The sequence below is a fragment of the Leptospira soteropolitanensis genome (assembly GCF_026151655.1).
Taxonomy (GTDB): domain Bacteria; phylum Spirochaetota; class Leptospiria; order Leptospirales; family Leptospiraceae; genus Leptospira_A; species Leptospira_A soteropolitanensis.
Map to the genome: position 1 here is coordinate 815,928 of NZ_JAMQPN010000001.1, position 17,001 is coordinate 832,928.

Below are 17,001 nucleotides of genomic sequence, written 5' to 3' on the forward strand. Positions count from 1 at the left end.
CTCAATTGCTTATTTTTGCATTTTTTGGATGTATTCAGCCACAGCATCAATCTCTGACTTTCGCATATGCGAATATGCTTTCATATAGGTTCCTGGAATTCCATTTTTGATGCTTTTGGCAATGGCTTCTTTAGAAGATCCATAGATGTAGGTAGATTTATCTTGGAAATTTGGGATCCGCGAAGTAGATAAAACTTGAGTCCTTGTTCCTCTTCCATTCCCTGCGATGCCATGACAGGAAGCACAACCATTTTGTACGTACATTGCTTCTGGAAAGGGAACAGTGACTGCTGGTGGTGGTGGCGGTTCTTTTTTCGGTGTTTCGTCTTCCGAAGTACAACTGGGGCTGAATGAAAGAACGATTAAAAATATAAGTGGTAAAAGGTTCTTCATTTTATATTGATAACAATCTGAAATTTCATATTTAAAATGCAGATTCATTAGAATCAATCACAAGTGATTGCGGGAATTACTAAATCAACATTATACTTTTGCGATAAATAACAAAATACAATCGCCTTTCCCGTAGCGTTTAAACTAGTTTTATAATAAATTACTTCACTAATATGTCCTGAGAAAAAATTCGAGGCAGATTCATTGGTTCCCAAATAGAGATTGTTTTGTGAATATGTTTGTGCAGGATTAACTGTAATTCCACTATTGTACATGTTGGAACTAAATTGAAAAGAAACACCATTGCTTTGGTTGAAATAAACCAGGTAAGGAACGAGTGTTCCTGTAAAAACAGGATTAGAATATCCTACATCTCCAAAGCCAGGTTTGGACATATGAATTCGATTGCTTTGTAAATGATAAGATACTCCTACTGAGGCAGATTCCAAAATTGGGGCATCTACGTTATTGGTTCGACTAAAGGCCAAAAAGAAGCTAGAGTCGTTTGACGGGATGTCTGTAGCAGGGCTTCTAATAAGATACTGCGAGCTTGCGGCATTAAAATTAACAGAAGGTTTTCCATTGTATCCAACATTGTTGAACGTCGGTGGTACAGTCCCATTAAAAAACGAAGCATCATATCCACTTCGATCGTGCCAAGTCGTTACATCTGTCCCGTTCCCTTGGTTAGACAAACTATCGGCACTTAGGTGGAGAACTAAGCTACTAAGTCCTAAAGTTGGTGACCATGATGGTACTTGTCTCGGATCATATCCGGATAGTGCCTGTATTTCATTTGTACTCAAGGCTCTATTGTAAATTAAAAGCTCATCAATGGATCCGGTGAAACTTGTGGCGAAATCAGTTCTTGTTCCAATGGTGAATGCAAGCGGAAGTGTGTCCCAAGCACTTTTGACATTTGTTTGGAGTAAAACACCGTTGTCATATAACATCGCGAGATTTCCGTTAGCTGGTCCATGAAAAACCCCACAAAGTTGGTGCCAGGTGTTTTCATGATTATAATAAAGGCCTTCAACATCATTTCCAAATCCGCCAAATAAATATTTACTGCCGGCACTTCCTGATCCGAGTGACGTTAATCGATCTACACTTGCCATTCCGTAACTAACAATGGTTCCTGGATTGGTCAGCTGTGATTTGTAGTGTACGCAAATAGTCCTTGGTTTATTCGAATTTGGTAACTGAGTATCGGTGGTGGATACGGACAAGTAATTCGTTCCGTTGGTACTAATGGCACTGGCTGCATTCCCGAAACGATCAGTTGAGAAACCAACGCCCATGTTGCTAACTTGGTTTCCCATTCCACTGGCGTCTTGGAGGCTACCATTAAAATCAAAACGGGCAACAAGACCTACAGGGATTTGGGCAGACATTAACCTAACTTCTTTCGGATCTAAGGCTTTGGAATAAATACGTAAATCCGCCATTTTGCCGGCAAAATAAGAACCATCAGAAACCATTTTCCCAGCATAAATTCCACTACCAGGAGTAGTATTGACTCCACCTCCTATCACGGATGGGCCTGCGATCACCGTTCCATTGATGTAAATGGTTCCAACAGATCCATCAAAGGTTCCGCAAATATGGGACCACTGGTTGAGTGGAACTGAATAGGAACTAAATACTTCTCCACTTCCTAAACCTCCAAAACGAACGAGGTTGGAGCCACCGGAATTTTTAAATAAGGAAAGAATCAATTCAGTATTTCCTCCTGCAGCCCCATAGGAAAAAATGGGAGAGTTTTGGTTTGCATTGACCGGATACCTTTCTGGATGTATCCAGACGCAAACGCTTCTCGGGCTTTGTCCCATTGGTAAACCTGTTTCTATACCATTCGCATAACCTAAATTATCTGCAACTAAACGTATGCTTGTGTTTGCACTTCGGTCTCGTCCTGGAGCGAGACCAGAGAGTCCGCCATATAAGACTAAAGTATTTCCCAAGGGTCCTGAAGGGTTTAAATTCCCATTAAATTCATATTGCATCAGGAGTTCGATGGGACGGGAAGCATAAGAATTGCCAACAAGGGTACTATCCGCAGAACGAGCTAAATCATTAATTTCTGCTTCATTTAGGACTCTTGAGTAAAAACGAAAGTCGGCAATCCTTCCTGGGAAATAATTTGCAAGAGAGGCCACTCCAATAGATAAATCACCGGTAGGTGAGTTTGTTAACATTTGTTTCTGAAACGCGAGGTTTCCGTTCATATAAATACGATATACATTATTACTATCGACTGTCATGGCAACATGGGTCCATTTGCTTGGAATGATGTTGATATGAATCGGATCTGGGGTATACCCTCCCCGTAAGATTCCTAGTTGGCTTTCCGATGAGATAAAGATTCCGTATCCATCCGTACCGGGTGATCCATTATAGGCTATCATTTTAGCAAGGCTTGTACTGGTTCCATCCCAATGTATCCAAGCAGACATGGTGATGTCGGTTGTGGATGCAGAAGGAGAAGGGGCAGTTGCCGCATTGCCTATTGAAAGATTGGCAGCACCATTGGTTTCCCCATAACGACCCAATCCAAATCCAGGACTTCCTACTGCTGTAAGGGTTTGGTTATTTAGTAAATTAGAGGTAGAACCATTTAGCGGAAAGTATGCGGTAAGACCAGAAGAATTTATGGTTCTGAGTGCATGAGTGGTTCCGACAACTAGTATGTTACCAATATTGGAAATATACATAGGAGCATTGAGTGATGCATTCACTCCTTCTCCATCTGTAAGACTAGATCCACCAGAACCTGCAATTGTGATGACTTCGCCCGTTGTTATGTGAACACGTCTTATGCGAAGATTACCATAATCGGCAACATATAAAAAAGTACCGTCATGAGTAATGCCATGAGGCATATTAAAACTAGCACTTGTACCCAGACCATCGACAAAACCAACGGATGAACTTCCGGCAAAAATTGTGGTGGCCCCTGTGACTTTATGCGTTTTTGTAATATTATGAGTGCCAATGTTCACTGCATAAATGTAATCACCTACAACAGTGAGACCTTCTGGTTGGTCTAGATTACCACCAATGCTAAGTGTGGAAACTTCCTTCGTTCTCAATTTCATGACTCGAATGGACGAATTTCCTCGTTCTGCAATATATAACTTATCATCATCGATTACAATCCCGGCAGGATTTGCAAATCTTGCAAGAAGTGGATCTGTTGAATCCACATTTCCATTTGATGGAGTTACTGTTGTGTTATCTCCCGCAAAAGTTTCCGCATAACCGGTGCTAATAAGGATTCTTTTGATCCGGTTTCCGTCTATTTCTGTGACATAGAGATAGGTTCCATCTGTTGTGATTCCTCTTGGACCATTGAGTGCGCTTACAGAACCAGAACCTGGTGTATTTCCAATGATACCATTTCCAACAAGAGTTGTAACGGCACTTGTGGTAGGATTAAAAACTCGAATTTTATGATTTCCGTAATCAACAATGTAACCTTTCGTACCATCATAAGTAATACCACGAATGTTAGAGAAGGAGGCAGAAGTCCCTGTAGCATCTGCCGATCCAGATCCTACTTGCCCAGCGGCAGTACCTACTAAACCTCGATAATAATGTATTTGCAATGGTGCTGGTTTTTTGGCAGTAATCGTATTGGCATATCTATATCCAACCACGCAGTTGACAGCCACATTCGTAATGTTAGTTCCGAGTACTGTTCCTGAATAATTGGATTGGATGGCACAGACATATCCTGGTGGTTCTGCGGTGATGGAGATATCATAATTCGTTCCACTGGCAATCGGTGTGGCAAAAGATATTGGTGTGGTTGTCGCTCCACCAGGCACATTGATGGAATCGATTCCGTTTGTGACTGTGAGTCCTGCCGGTAGTGGAACTGTGCTTGTGATGTTTCCACTCATCGAATAGTTGTTTACCGAACAGGTTATCGCAATATTGGTGATAGCAGCCGCAGCAATAGTACCTGTTCCATTGGTTATATTGCAAGTTTGCCAAGGGTTTTGTGGGCCAGACAGAACTGTCACCGCATAATTACTTCCGGTGGGTATGGCAGTGTTGAAGGTAAAAGTCCCGTTTCCAGCAATGATTAAATCATCGCCCGCATTGTTTTGTAAAACAAAGGTATTGACCCCAAAAGGAAGTGTTAACGTACTAATCGTTCCACCAACTGTATAAACATTGGGTTGGTAATTTAAACTTAAAATGTCGCTCCCAACATAGTTCTCCTTACACATTCGCGCTTTTACATTTTGCGAAGAACCAGGAGTTGGGAATACGAAATTGCCAGCTGTCCCCGAAGAACAAGTATTTGCTGTTGATCCGCAAACTGGATCAGTAGGTGTTCCTGCGGCACTCTCTTTACAAACCCAAGTAGTTCCCGTTGTTGTTGTAGAAAAACTAATCGTATCCCCTGAATTCAGCAAAGAGCCTGTCGCTAAACTAGGTGTTGGAGTAGCTACTTTCAATGTATAAGTTGAAGTTACAACTGCAGATTCAACCCATCCTGTTTTACAATGGATGGCTTTTATCACTGCTTGGTTAGTATCAGCTAATGACACTGTGTTAGTTGTCATTGATCCTGTGGAACAGGTAGGAGAAGCTTGGCCACCATTTCCTAATGTATAACGATATTCCGAGCCAGGGATCAAAGCAGATAGTGTGACCGTCGCATCATCATTAAAAACAGTCCCCGTGGCTGGAGTAAAGTTAGGTGTTGGTAAACTACAATTTAAGATCGCATTACCTTGGTCAGACGTTGTTCCTGTGTGAGTGGCTCCTGCTGTCATCGTACAAACCTGATCAGGTGCGGAACTCGAAACTACAATTTCATAATCGGAACCACCAGGAATGGTAGCAGGGAAAGAAAAGTTAGAAATGCCTGCATAAACAACGACTTGTTGTGTTACAAATGGTGTCCCGCCAGTATTGACCAAATCTAAAGTAACAGTACCACTAAGGACACTCGTTGTGGTTCCCCCTGGACTAGAAACGGTTCCACTTATGAGAAATGCATTACTACAATTGACAGGAATGGTATAGGTACCATTGGCAACAGTGATCGTCCCAGAGCTTAATGTACATACACCTGTAGGAATGATTCCACCAGGATTATCAACAGTAATAGAAAATGTTCCACCACTTAAATAAGTTCCAGGAAAAACAAATGTCCCATCAGCAGTAACATTAATTGTATTCGAACCATCTAACGTTAGTTTGAGTTCATTTCCGGCACCGAGTGTTCCAAGGATCCCTGTCACTTGTGCATTTACAGCGAATGAATTGGTGACACAATTAATCGCTACTGGCAAATGGGCTGCGGCCATCGTTCCCGATGTAACTCCCGGTGAAGTAATCGAGCAAGTTTGGCTTGGATTTGTCGGCTGGCTAATGATACTGAAATTATACGTTTCTCCTGAAGGAATGGGTGGTAACGAAAAACTACTAGAGTTTACATTGGTCACTTCTGTTCCCGACCCAGTAGTGTTTTGAATCTGGAGTCCATTCCCCAATAGACCAGTTACCGATCCGTAAATGAGATAGAGTGCATCGCCACAAACAATTTGAATGCCTTCAATGTTTCCATTGAGTACGGTTCCTGATCCAGAAGATACAATACATTTTTGTATGGGAGAAGTGGGTTGGGTTTTAACTATGACGTTGTAAGCGGAACCGGAAGGAATTTTTTTTGAAAATGTATAAGTTTGGTTGGCAGATACATTGACAACATCCCCATTATTTTCGATTTGAAGTCCTGATCCCAAAAGACCCGAAACTCGAAAAGAGACAGTGTAAGAAAGAGTGTTTGTTTGTAAAAAACGAATCGTAGAAAAGGTTTCCAAAAATGATCTATTGATGTTTGGAAATTGACATGCAAACAGAGGCAATGCGACTGTGTAGACCAAGATTTTTTGGAGAAAATTCATAAAATAACACCGATCTGAAATAGGTTCCGCATTTTCTTAAAGACTCTTTCTATTATCGAAAAGTAAAATTCAGGAATCCATAAAGTCCAGATAATTTCTTTCCAATTTAAAAGTTAAGTTATACAAATCATAGAGGATTTTATTACAAATTATTTTAAAATAGTTGCGATTTTATCTAACTTTACCTATGACCACCCAGGTTTGTTTGGTTTATTTCAGTCCTTTTGAAATCAAAAAATCGTCGTTATAAATTTTTGATTGGTATTTGGCTCCGCTGTCACATAACACAGTGACTATGGTGTGTCCAGGACCTAGGTCTTTGGCAATTTGATAAGCAGCTGCCAAATTGATCCCTACACTTCCCCCCATAAACAAACCATCTTTTTTCAAAACTAAATTCAAAATGCGGAGTGCTTCTTTGTCATGGATACGAATGGCGTCATCGGCAGGCATTCCTTCCATATTTTTGGTAATCCGACCTTGGCCAATCCCTTCGGTAATAGAAGATCCTTCGATGGTGATCTGTCCTGTTTTGACAAAAGAATAAATTCCAGATCCATAAGGATCAGCCACAATGCATTTGATATTCGGATTTTTGGATTTAAAAAATAGCCCTGTTCCTGCGTAGGTCCCTCCAGTTCCAAGGGAAGTGGTCCAAACATCTATTTTCCCGTTTGTCTGTTCCCAAATTTCGGGGCCAGTGGTTTCGAAATGGGCATTTCTGTTGGCTAAATTATCAAATTGGTTGGCCCATACAGAATTGGGAGTCTCATGAGCCATCCGTTCTGAAACTCGTACATAATTTCCTGGATCAGAATAAGGAACCGCAGGGACGAGGGTCACATCAGCACCTAATGTGCGTAGCATTTCGATTTTTTCTTTGGATTGTGTTTCTGGAATGACAATCACTGATTTGTAACCTTTTGCATTACAAATATGGGTGAGGCCAATTCCGGTATTGCCTGCGGTCCCTTCCACGACAGTGCCGCCGGGTTTTAAGAGTCCTTTTTTTTCAGCATCTTCGATGATGTATAAGGCGGCTCTATCTTTGACAGAGCCACCAGGATTTAAAAACTCTGCCTTACCTAAAATTTCACATCCTGTTTCTTCGCTTAAAGAATGAATGCGGATGAGCGGGGTGTTTCCCACAGTATCAATAAAACCGTTTCGTATATTTGTTTTCATGAGAATCGACTTGACTCCTTCTCTTTAGGCTTTCATCTTCCTAGTCTATGTTACAAACCATTCGCCTATGGTTCGCTCCCGCTCCGTCCATACCAAAAAAATCTGAAAAAGAAATCCAAACCCTTTATCCGAAATTTCGGTTTCGCGTTTTGGAATCGACTTTTCTTGGTTATACGACCTATTACTTAACTCGAAATAACTTCTCACCAGTTTCCAAAGAAATTGGGGAAGCTTTGTCTTATTCGAAAGCTGATATAGGTGACATCCTCGCAGTCACTGCCATCACTTATGGGATTGGAAAATTTTTAATGGGAGCACTCTCCGATCGTTCCAATCCAAGAAAGTTTATGGCTGTTGGTTTGTTTCTTACTGCCATTTTGAATTTTTCATTTGGATTTGCGAATCATTATTGGATTCATCTTTTTTTATGGGGTGCTAATGGTCTTGTGCAGGGCATGGGTTGGCCACCATGCGGCCGTTCCTTGGGACATTGGTATTCTGTAGGAGAACGAGGTACTACGTTTGCATTTTGGAATATTGCACATAATATTGGAGGCGGCATCGTTGGAGTGGTCGCTTCTCATTCTGCGGCCCAGTTTGGTTGGCAATATGCCTTCTTTGTACCAGGAGTCATCGCAATTGTTGGATCTATATATTTATATCTACGACTTGTAGACACTCCTCAGTCCGAAGGGCTTCCTCCCATTGAAGTCTATCGAAATGACTATCCGCCGGAAGAAAAAGAAGACCACGAAAAAGAACTTACCACCAAACAATTGATTGTTGAACAAGTTTTAATGAACAAATACATTTGGTTGTTTGCTATCATTAATTTTTTTGTCTATATCATTCGTTACAGTTTGATTGACTGGGGCCCTACCTATTTAAAAGAAACTAAGGGAGCAGACCTTTTGGGAGGAGGATATTCTACACTTATTTTGGAATTTGGAGGGATTGGATCGACCATTCTCATGGGTTGGGTATCGGATCGGTTTGATGGTAGAAGGGGAATGGTGAGTTTACTTTGTATCATTCCTATTTTCTTTGCCTTTCTTGGAATTTTATGGAACCCTCCTGGATCTATTTGGATTGATTATGCACTTTTTGGATTGATTGGACTCTTTATTTATCCACCTGTTATGTTGTTAGGTGTAGCAGGTATGGATTTTACATCGAAAAAGGCCGTGGGAACTGCCGCTGGTTTTATCGGGCTTTTTGGTTCTTTGGGAAGGACAGCGCAAGGCAAAGGTCTTGCCATCCTTGCCACAAACTACTCTTGGGACGTGGCACTATATGCAATTCTTGTTTCCACTTTGATTGCTATCTTCCTTCTTGTTTTCAGTTGGAATTTGCGGCCACGTGGGTAAATAAATTGACTAAATTTAAAGCGAAAGGAAGAATCATTAACTTATGACACTCGGCAGAAAAATTTCTATAGGAATCATCGGTATCATAGCGATCCCGTTAGTTGTGGCAATCTTCCTACCTACTGAATATCAGGTAGAACGTTCCATCGACATTAACAAATCGGCTTCAGATGTATTTTCATACATTCGAATGTTAAAAAATCAAGATCAATATAGTGTATGGGCCAAAAAAGATCCCAATATGAAAAAGATTTATAAAGGCCAAGATGGAACGGTAGGTTTTGTTTCTCGTTGGGAAAGTTTAGACAAAGAAGTCGGAACTGGGGAACAAGAAATCAAAATGGTTAATGCGGATGCATTAGAGATGGAAACAGAGCTGAGATTTTTTGAACCATTTGAAGGTACGGAACGTAGTTATATGAAAGTTTCTTCTTTGGATCAAAAAAAATCCAAAGTCATTTGGGGGTTTGATGGATCGATTCCTTATCCATCCAATTTGATGTTACTTTTTATGAATTTTGAAGAAATGATCGGAAAAGACTTTGAAGAGGGACTATCTAACCTGAAAGTTGTTTTAGAAAAGTAAGGAAATTCATTTCGATTGAACAAACAAAATATCTATTGGCAACTTTACCAAGATGATCCGATTCTAAAACCCGGATTCCCATCCCCTATTTTGGCGGATCCGAGTTTTTTATTCCCCGAAAATTGTCCAGATGGCCTTTGGCATCTCTTTGCTCACAATATATTTGGAGTGCAAGAGTTCCTTTCTGAAGACGGAATCCATTGGAAAAAAAGAAAAACTGTGGTTTGGAATGCCATGCGCCCTTTTATCTTTTTGGAAGAAGGAACTTATTATTTATATTACGAAAAGTACAAATTCCTTCATGTCCTTATTTCTTGGTTTCCTTATCGTAAGTGGAAATCGCAGATCGAAGTTAGAACCAGCAAAGATTTAAAATCATGGTCTTCCCCTAAAACTGTCATTACACCTAAATTCCCATTTCATAAAGATTCTAAATATGGAGATTCGGTGAGTAATCCCTGTTTGGTGAAGTTTGGGGAGAAATACAGAATGTACTTTTCTTCTTCTCTCGTTTTTATCCCTGACTGCGGATTTTGCGAACCAAAACATATTACCGTTGCCGAAGCAAGTTCCCCACTGGGGCCGTTTTCCTATTTTTCTGATCCTATTCTTTCCCCAAATGAAATGGATCCGTTTTGTAACTTGGGTGCAGGTTCCATCAAAGTAATTGAATGGAAAGGTCGTTACTTAGGATTTCAAAATGGGATTTTTTGGAATCCTGTTAGGAAGGAATCTTGTTCGGCCATTCTCTTTTTACAAAGTGAAGATGGAATTAATTTTGAACGCATTAACCATACTCCCATCCTTGGCCCCACGGGAAGAGGTTGGAAAGCAAGCCATGTATATGCTTGTGATGTGAAATATTCGGAAAAAGAAAAAATCTTTATCCTCTATTTTAATGCTAGAAACAAAGCTCATTGGACCCAAGGTAAGGAAGCCATTGGCCTTTTTGTAGGTAAGGTCGAAGAATCAAAAACATCTGGAACTAAATCCACCAAACAAATCAAAAAACCAAAACAAACTGTAAAAAAGAAAATATCCCAACCAAAACCGAAGGTTAAGAAGTCTAAACGCAAATGACAAAATCTCTAGTTGGACACTCAAAAGATTTAGGAGACAACTTCGTGATTCGTCGCGTTCTTCCTGCGATGGAAAAACGTTCTGTTGGTCCCTTTGTTTTTTTTGATCACTTTGGTCCTGTACCGGTGGTTACTGGAGAAGAGCTTGTGGTTCGAGCACATCCACACATTGGCCTTGCTACCATTACTTTTTTATATGATGGGGTCATCACCCATCGTGATAGTTTGAAAGTTGAAATGGACATTCGTCCACATGAAACCAATTGGATGGTGGCAGGGTCTGGAATCGTTCACAGTGAACGCTCCAAATTTGATCCTAAATATGAAATTTTAGAAGGCATCCAAACATGGATTGCTTTACCGAAAGATAAAGAAGAAATCGATCCGAGTTTTGAACATTTTTCCGAAAAAGAAATCCCTGTTCTTACCAAAGAAGGATTGGTTTTCAGATTGTTAGGTGGTAGTTTTTTAGGATTAAAGTCACCTGCCACTGTCCATTCGCCTTTAATTTATGCAGATATTGAAATCAAACAAAGTGCCGATGCAGTTCATTGGGACCTTTCTGATAAGGAAGAGGCGGGACTATATGTGTCACGTGGTGCGATCGAATCCAATGGCGAATCTTATGCAGTAGGATCTATGGTTTTATTTGAAAAGGGAACTTCTGTTTCATTCAAGGCCAAACAAAATAGTCGTTTAATTTTACTTGGTGGGGAACCGCTTACGGAAAAAAGACATCTATTTTGGAATTTTGTTTCTACCAAACAAGAAACCATTGAAAGAGCAAAGGAAAGATGGGCAAAAGATGAATTTCCGAAAGTTCCAAAAGAAATAGATAGAATTCCTTTGCCCAATTAAAAGTTAAAGTTAGAAATTTATTTCAAATCATCCGCAGCTTTTTTGTATTCTTCTGCTTCTGTACGAAATTCTTTTGCAAGGTTTAAGCAATGTTCTTTAAACTTTGCTTCGCTGATTGCCTTTCCACCTTTGTTGCCCGCCATTTTTTCGTGTCTTTTGGCACTTGCTTCTTTCTCTTTTGCCATTGCATTGAGATAAGAACGCGCAGCTTGTTTACTTTCTGGAGAATTTGCCTCTTTAATCATCAAGTTTTCCAAGTCAGACAAAGCAAACACAGATGTAGATGCTAACACAAGTAATAGGGAAATTATTTTTTTCATAGATACCTCTCTCGTGACTATTATACCGATTCTATTAAAATGTCAATAGTGCAGACTATTGATATTTTACGGAATCAGAACCAGCAGACATAAAAGCTAACTTGGTACCAGTTTCAGCAAAAGCAGAGATGGTTTCAGAAAACCCAGAGGCCGTGACAATGAACGTTTCATTCGGTCCAACTAGTTTTTGGAATTCAGGAAAGTAAATAGATCCAGAGACAGTATAAAAAATTCCGAAGGTAACAGGGTCCCCTAATTTCGAAAAGGTGAAATTTTGCGCTTGATTAAAATCCCAAGATTCCAATCTAAATTTGTCATTTGAAGTAAAAAGATATCTTGGAAAAGGATGGTATGTGATGAGTTGTTTTGTTTGTTTTTCGGAACCATCTGATTTTTGAAAATTTAGAACAGCGAGTGCTTTTTCTAAATGCAGCTCTCTCGGATTTCCATCATCACCCAATCGTCCATAATCGTACACTCTGTACGTTGAATCAGAAGATTGTTGCACTTCTAACAGTAAAACTCCGCCACCAATTGCATGGATTGTTCCAGGGTTTAAAAGAAAGACATCTCCTGGTTTTACTTTCCATTTGCGTAGAACTGTCTCTCCTAAATTTTGTTTTACTAATGTTTCATATTCTTCTCTATTTGTATGGGCATCAAAACCAACAACGAGTTCCGCACCGGGATCGGCACTTAATACATACCAACATTCTTTTTTGCCATTGGATTTTGGATCATATTTGAGTGCATAATTGTCATCGGGATGTACTTGGACCGAAAGTTTTTCTTTGGCGTCTATGAGTTTTACAAGTAATGGCAATCCAGATTTTTCAAATGGTTTTCCAAGGACAGATTCTGGTGCTTTTCGAATCAGTTCTGTCAGTGGAATGTTTTCAAGTTCTTTGTTTTTAATGGGAGAAATGTCTGATCCGTAAACCGAAACTTCCCAAGATTCCCCAATGGATCCTTCTGGAATTTTACGGCCGAGAGATGTTTTGAGTTTTCGTCCTCCCCAGATTTTTTCCTTATATAAGGGGGTTACAAATAGAACTTTAGGAATCTTTTCCATCGATTTCCTTTTTAAACAGTACTCTTTGCTCGTAAAGGGATATTTTTATGTATTAAGAGTTTCACACGTAGGAATTTTTTCTTAAAATGGGTAAAGGAATCGGGACGGAATTTTGATAAGTCAAACTCAAAAACCTTTCCTTGGACTAGTGCCGATTTGGGAAATTCTACTTTGAGATTTCTCGAACCTTTATAGCTACCTCTGCCATTGCAAGCAGGACAATGTGGGTCGCTACCCATACAATCCCTACAAACAATTCTTACCGTTAAGGGGATGACTGCAATCACTGGACGAATGATTTCCGATTCTTTTAAATCAATGATCAAATCGTAATCGATTCCTGTGACTTTACGTCTATCTTTGTTGCGGAAGCCTTTCCTCATTAATCCACGTTTGGCGAGCTCTAAAATTCCCGTGGTGAATCGAACACGAGAAACTGGAAGAACAATGGGATGTTCTTCTAATTTGCGTTTTACGAATTCTCTAGCATAGTTTTTCCTAAATTCTTCATCGTAACGTTTCCGTCCTTCGCCGGTTAAGGTTTGGTAAGCAAAATAGAGGTTTTGGAATTTAGAATAAGACCCTGTGATTGGATTGTCTGGATGGAATTGTTTTACCAAATGACGGAAAGAGGATTTAATCTCTTCCGTCGTGGCTCCAAAAGGAATCTCTAGGACTTCGTAAAGGTTGGAAGGTTCTGGTGGTATGGATAAACTCATTCCACCCTCATTGGATTATGGTTCTTGAAAATCCCCGCTGACCGAAACTTCCATAACAGACTCAGAAACCATTCTTGTTTCTAAACTTCCTTTTGCTTGGATGTATCTGTCAATGGTTCTTGCTACTTCACGGAGTCTATCGCGGTATGCGGTTGCCAATCGTAAACGTTCCCAAGGACTTTGGATTTTTTCTAACTCAAAATTTAAAGTATTATCGTCTGCATTAGTAACTGTACGAACGGAGAGGGTCAGTCCTTTGACTCCACCGCTTGTATTATTTTTTAATTCACGGTAAGTAGTGACAGGATCTTTTCCTTTTTCACTAAGTGATTTCCTTGACCAAAAAGAAATCTCATCTAACGAGAATCCACCGCCTTCGGCTCCACCGCCACCTTTCAACTTCATCACAAAACGGCTGTGTAATACATAACGTGGTTCAAAAGGAAGGTGAATTTCCCTAGCATTCGTCACTTGACCATAGCGACTATCTTTAATTTTCTTTTCGAAACTAAGGAACTTTACCTTCTCATTGATCACAGCGTGGTAATCATCCACTTCTTTAGCAATTCTCTCGATCTTTTGTTGTTGTTTGGCATTGTACGGGATGAGAGCGATACTTCCATCTGGATTTAACTTTTTAGAATCTGCTTGGCTTACAGGTTCATTTTTTTCATCCGCGGCAAAAAGGCCAACGGTGAGTAGGAAGGATAAAATTAGGACAAACGAGATACGCATACGAACTCCCAAGTAGTAGACTCTATATATATTTTCGACTTTTGAAATGAAATCATTAATTTGTTAAAAATAAGGTTGATAAAAAACGCAAAAACCCGACTCTAGCGGAAGGTCTTCTATGGAAATAAATCTAAAAAAAAATGCCGATGCCTATGTGATCAGCATTTCCGGAAGTTTGGACATTTACACTTCCCTGGATTTTAAAAACTTCCTGGAAACCAATGTCCCATCTCAGCCAACAGAAAACCTTCATGTCATCATCAATTTAGAGAAACTCAATTATATTGATTCCTCCGGGATTGGTATGCTCATCAAGCAGTTGAATTATGTCCAAGAGTTGAAGGGGAAGTTTTCCATTGCCAATATGAAACCGGCCATTGAAAAGGTGTTTAAAGTGGCAGGGCTCACCAGTTACTTCCAAACCATTGGCGAAGACGAATACCGCGAGAAATACGCTGTTTAGTTTTTTCTTTTAGTCTCGCGCTTCCAGACGATTTTCTAAGACAAAAGCATCCCAAATTCCCCAAAACCGCCCCAGTGAGTTGTGACTAGGCACTAAATCAACGTAAATCTTCCCATTTGGGTATTCTGATGGTTCTAAGGGGATTTCCACAGGATTCGTAAAACTTTGGTTTTTGTCTACATACACAGAAATTTTGGGCCTACCATTCACAAGAATATTGAGTTTCCTTGGTTTGAACTTGGAACCTTTCAGTGTACGATACCGAGTGAGATCCAGGTAAAGAAAGACTGTAGATTTCGAGACAACCTGTTTTTCCAATAAGAATTGGAATCCTGTTTCTGGAACCATTCGACAAATGTAATCCTGGAGACCTATGTGAGGTGCATCTGGTTCTAACTCATAGGATTGGTAGATGGCCCATGTTTTTAGTTCTGGAAAGGTGGCAATGTCTTCAGGTAATTGACCTTCTTCGATTCCAAAATCTTTTTTGGGTATGAGAGAGTCTGATGCGAACATCGAAGCAAAGTTTGATAAAAAGATTGCCGTAAGGAGAAGGATTCGTAGTTTCAATGGAAGCACCTAGTAACAAGTATCGGAAAACGAGACAAGTCCCCCTTTGAAAATTATTCGCTCTTTAGAATCGATCCAAAACGAGTTTCAAAATGGCTCTTCTTTGACACTCGGCAACTTTGATGGAATCCATGTGGGACATCAGACCTTATTATTGCGAACTGTGGAGAAAGCTAAGGATTTAGGCCTTCCTTCCGTTGTTGTTACCTACTTTCCCAATCCATCCGTAGTTCTTGGAAAAAAACCAAATTTCAAATATTTATCTTCGGAAACAGAAAAAGAAGAACTCATCCGTGGGTTTGGGATCGACTATTTAGTTGTTTTGGATTTTACCTTAGAACTTTCCAAAATGTCTGCCGAAGATTTTTTAGAAAAGATAATGATCCAAACTTTGAATGCAAAACATATCGTCATAGGATATAATCATTTTTTTGGTGCAGAACGTCGCGGTGATTTTACATTACTTGATTCCAATAAAACTAAATATGGTTATGCGGTTGAATTAAAAGAAGCCGTTCTAAAAAAGGATAGCAAAATCTCATCCTCACTCATTCGCGGATTTTTGGAAAAAGGGGAAATGGAAGAAGCAAAAATCCTTCTAGGAAGAAATTACCATATAACTGGCGTTGTGTTTGAAGGTGCTAAAAGAGGGAGAACCATTGGCTTTCCAACGGCAAATATAAAAATTCCCGAAGACAAACTTTTACCTTCTATAGGCGTTTATGCTTGTTTTGCAAAGTTTGATGGCCGAGACCACAAGGGAATGGTTAACATTGGCCACAATCCCACCTTTGATGGAATAGGCCTTCATGTGGAAGTGAACGTTTTTAATTTTGATGGTGATTTGTACGGAAAAGAAGTGGAATTAGAAATTGTTCATAAAATTAGAGATGAAAAAAAGTTTAGTGGTCTAGAAGAATTAAAAAACCAACTAACAAAAGATAAAGAAGAGAGCATTCATATCTTAGATTTTGACTAAGTGGTATAATTTTCCTTTTCGTTTGATCTTTCCCAGAATTTGGCCATTTGTAGAATCCTTTTCTAACATTTCTTCGAGAGAAGTTTTTGATACGGCCCAATCTTCTTTTAGTTCGTCAAAATAAAATCCATGTTCCTTCTTGGAAGAGTCCTTCAGTAGAATTACATTCTTTTGTTTTTTTTCCCCTTCTTCCATTAAAACAAAACCTGGCCCAGGGAATAGTGGAACTAATTTATCTTTAATACGTAATTGTTTTTTAAAAGCAGGAATGTCGCGGAGTATACGATAACTCTTTTTTGGGATTAGAAAATGCACACCTTCTAACATGTAACAAATAAAAACAAGTTTACCATTGAGTTTTTGTGGTGAGGAAATTTTTTTTTCGATGAGATGATTGGCAATGCGATTAATTCGATTCTTTAAAGCCGAATCTAAAAATTCAATTTTGTCTTCTGATTTTATTTTCTCCAATATATGGAAAAGTGAATCAAATTCTTTTTGTTTGTATTCGTTTTTGATTTTAAATTTTATAATTTCTGCGTTTAAACGTTTGCTTCTTTGTAAAAAGTAAGGGGATTCATTGTTCTTTGAAAGTTGGATCATTTCTTCCGACAAATCAATCATTGAGTTGATGCGAACTTTTGCATCCCTTTCCAGTTCTTCCAGCCTAATCAATTCATTTTCTAATTTGATTTTGGTCTGAAAGAATCCTTCTGCTCCCAATATTTTTTTGGTTGGTTTCATGATG

15 protein-coding genes are annotated in these 17,001 nt (G+C 39.5%); 6 read left to right on the forward strand and 9 right to left on the reverse strand.

The window, feature by feature from the left end:
* Positions 1-9: 9 nt before the first annotated feature.
* The 3 genes from ND811_RS03970 to ND811_RS03980 form a co-directional block, all read right to left on the reverse strand.
* Positions 10-393: a c-type cytochrome gene (locus ND811_RS03970; protein ID WP_265350263.1), complete on the reverse strand. Its 384-nt coding sequence runs from the start codon at positions 391-393 to the stop codon at positions 10-12.
* Between the two features lie 53 nt (positions 394-446).
* Positions 447-6,320 (reverse strand): LamG-like jellyroll fold domain-containing protein, encoded by a 5,874-nt coding sequence (locus ND811_RS03975; RefSeq protein ID WP_265350262.1) that lies wholly within the window; start codon positions 6,318-6,320, stop codon positions 447-449.
* Between the two features lie 210 nt (positions 6,321-6,530).
* Entirely contained in the window at positions 6,531-7,505 is a 975-nt protein-coding gene (locus ND811_RS03980) for a cysteine synthase A (protein WP_265350261.1), read from the reverse strand.
* Between the two features lie 47 nt (positions 7,506-7,552).
* Between ND811_RS03980 and ND811_RS03985 the strand changes: the two genes are divergently transcribed.
* Genes ND811_RS03985 through ND811_RS04000 form a run of 4 tightly spaced genes read left to right on the forward strand, consistent with a single transcriptional unit; the run spans position 7,553 to position 11,395 of the window.
* Positions 7,553-8,872 (forward strand): MFS transporter, encoded by a 1,320-nt coding sequence (locus tag ND811_RS03985; RefSeq protein WP_265350260.1) that lies wholly within the window; start codon positions 7,553-7,555, stop codon positions 8,870-8,872.
* Positions 8,873-8,915: 43 nt separating this feature from the next.
* Positions 8,916-9,458 carry an SRPBCC family protein gene (locus ND811_RS03990; protein ID WP_265350259.1) on the forward strand — a complete coding sequence of 181 codons (543 nt, stop codon included), beginning with the start codon at positions 8,916-8,918 and terminating at the stop codon, positions 9,456-9,458.
* Between the two features lie 15 nt (positions 9,459-9,473).
* On the forward strand, positions 9,474-10,538 hold the full coding sequence (locus tag ND811_RS03995) for a glycoside hydrolase family protein (protein WP_265350258.1): 1,065 nt from the start codon (positions 9,474-9,476) through the stop codon (positions 10,536-10,538).
* Positions 10,535-11,395 carry a pirin family protein gene (locus ND811_RS04000; RefSeq protein ID WP_265350257.1) on the forward strand — a complete coding sequence of 287 codons (861 nt, stop codon included), beginning with the start codon at positions 10,535-10,537 and terminating at the stop codon, positions 11,393-11,395. The genes ND811_RS03995 and ND811_RS04000 overlap by 4 nt, the downstream gene beginning before the upstream one ends.
* Before the next feature lie 17 nt (positions 11,396-11,412).
* Here the strand turns inward: ND811_RS04000 and ND811_RS04005 are convergent, their stop codons facing one another.
* Genes ND811_RS04005 through ND811_RS04020 form a run of 4 tightly spaced genes read right to left on the reverse strand, consistent with a single transcriptional unit; the run spans position 11,413 to position 14,241 of the window.
* On the reverse strand, positions 11,413-11,715 hold the full coding sequence (locus ND811_RS04005) for an LIC_10421 family protein (RefSeq protein ID WP_265350256.1): 303 nt from the start codon (positions 11,713-11,715) through the stop codon (positions 11,413-11,415).
* A 55-nt stretch (positions 11,716-11,770) separates the two neighbouring features.
* Complete coding sequence (locus ND811_RS04010) at positions 11,771-12,787, reverse strand: type I phosphomannose isomerase catalytic subunit (RefSeq protein WP_265350255.1); 1,017 nt, start codon at positions 12,785-12,787, stop codon at positions 11,771-11,773.
* 11 nt (positions 12,788-12,798) lie between these two features.
* Positions 12,799-13,506: a DnaJ domain-containing protein gene (locus ND811_RS04015; RefSeq protein WP_265350254.1), complete on the reverse strand. Its 708-nt coding sequence runs from the start codon at positions 13,504-13,506 to the stop codon at positions 12,799-12,801.
* Positions 13,507-13,521: 15 nt separating this feature from the next.
* The gene (locus ND811_RS04020) at positions 13,522-14,241 is read right to left on the reverse strand and encodes an LIC_12936 family protein (RefSeq protein ID WP_265350253.1); all 720 of its coding nucleotides are present in this window, start codon (positions 14,239-14,241) and stop codon (positions 13,522-13,524) included.
* Between the two features lie 118 nt (positions 14,242-14,359).
* On the opposite strand from ND811_RS04020, the gene ND811_RS04025 reads away from it, so the two are divergent.
* Positions 14,360-14,704 carry an STAS domain-containing protein gene (locus tag ND811_RS04025; protein ID WP_002973307.1) on the forward strand — a complete coding sequence of 115 codons (345 nt, stop codon included), beginning with the start codon at positions 14,360-14,362 and terminating at the stop codon, positions 14,702-14,704.
* Between the two features lie 9 nt (positions 14,705-14,713).
* Here ND811_RS04025 and ND811_RS04030 read toward each other — a convergent pair whose 3' ends face one another.
* Positions 14,714-15,283 (reverse strand): LIC10729 family protein, encoded by a 570-nt coding sequence (locus ND811_RS04030; RefSeq protein WP_265350252.1) that lies wholly within the window; start codon positions 15,281-15,283, stop codon positions 14,714-14,716.
* Positions 15,284-15,320: 37 nt separating this feature from the next.
* On the opposite strand from ND811_RS04030, the gene ND811_RS04035 reads away from it, so the two are divergent.
* Complete coding sequence (locus tag ND811_RS04035; protein ID WP_265350251.1) at positions 15,321-16,253, forward strand: bifunctional riboflavin kinase/FAD synthetase; 933 nt, start codon at positions 15,321-15,323, stop codon at positions 16,251-16,253.
* Here ND811_RS04035 and ND811_RS04040 read toward each other — a convergent pair.
* Complete coding sequence (locus ND811_RS04040; protein ID WP_265350250.1) at positions 16,239-16,997, reverse strand: hypothetical protein; 759 nt, start codon at positions 16,995-16,997, stop codon at positions 16,239-16,241. The two genes, ND811_RS04035 and ND811_RS04040, sit on opposite strands and share 15 nt — an antisense overlap.
* Positions 16,998-17,001: the final 4 nt, after the last annotated feature.

Bases quoted from the DNA above. Each gene is read 5' to 3' on its own strand.
- ND811_RS03970 (WP_265350263.1), bottom strand. From the start codon at position 393: ATGAAGAACCTTTTACCACTTATATTTTTAATCGTTCTTTCATTCAGC.
- ND811_RS03975 (WP_265350262.1), bottom strand. From the start codon at position 6,320: ATGAATTTTCTCCAAAAAATCTTGGTCTACACAGTCGCATTGCCTCTG.
- ND811_RS03980 (WP_265350261.1), bottom strand. From the start codon at position 7,505: ATGAAAACAAATATACGAAACGGTTTTATTGATACTGTGGGAAACACC.
- ND811_RS03985 (WP_265350260.1), top strand. From the start codon at position 7,553: ATGTTACAAACCATTCGCCTATGGTTCGCTCCCGCTCCGTCCATACCA.
- ND811_RS03990 (WP_265350259.1), top strand. From the start codon at position 8,916: ATGACACTCGGCAGAAAAATTTCTATAGGAATCATCGGTATCATAGCG.
- ND811_RS04000 (WP_265350257.1), top strand. From the start codon at position 10,535: ATGACAAAATCTCTAGTTGGACACTCAAAAGATTTAGGAGACAACTTC.
- ND811_RS04005 (WP_265350256.1), bottom strand. From the start codon at position 11,715: ATGAAAAAAATAATTTCCCTATTACTTGTGTTAGCATCTACATCTGTG.
- ND811_RS04010 (WP_265350255.1), bottom strand. From the start codon at position 12,787: ATGGAAAAGATTCCTAAAGTTCTATTTGTAACCCCCTTATATAAGGAA.
- ND811_RS04015 (WP_265350254.1), bottom strand. From the start codon at position 13,506: ATGAGTTTATCCATACCACCAGAACCTTCCAACCTTTACGAAGTCCTA.
- ND811_RS04020 (WP_265350253.1), bottom strand. From the start codon at position 14,241: ATGCGTATCTCGTTTGTCCTAATTTTATCCTTCCTACTCACCGTTGGC.
- ND811_RS04025 (WP_002973307.1), top strand. From the start codon at position 14,360: ATGGAAATAAATCTAAAAAAAAATGCCGATGCCTATGTGATCAGCATT.
- ND811_RS04040 (WP_265350250.1), bottom strand. From the start codon at position 16,997: ATGAAACCAACCAAAAAAATATTGGGAGCAGAAGGATTCTTTCAGACC.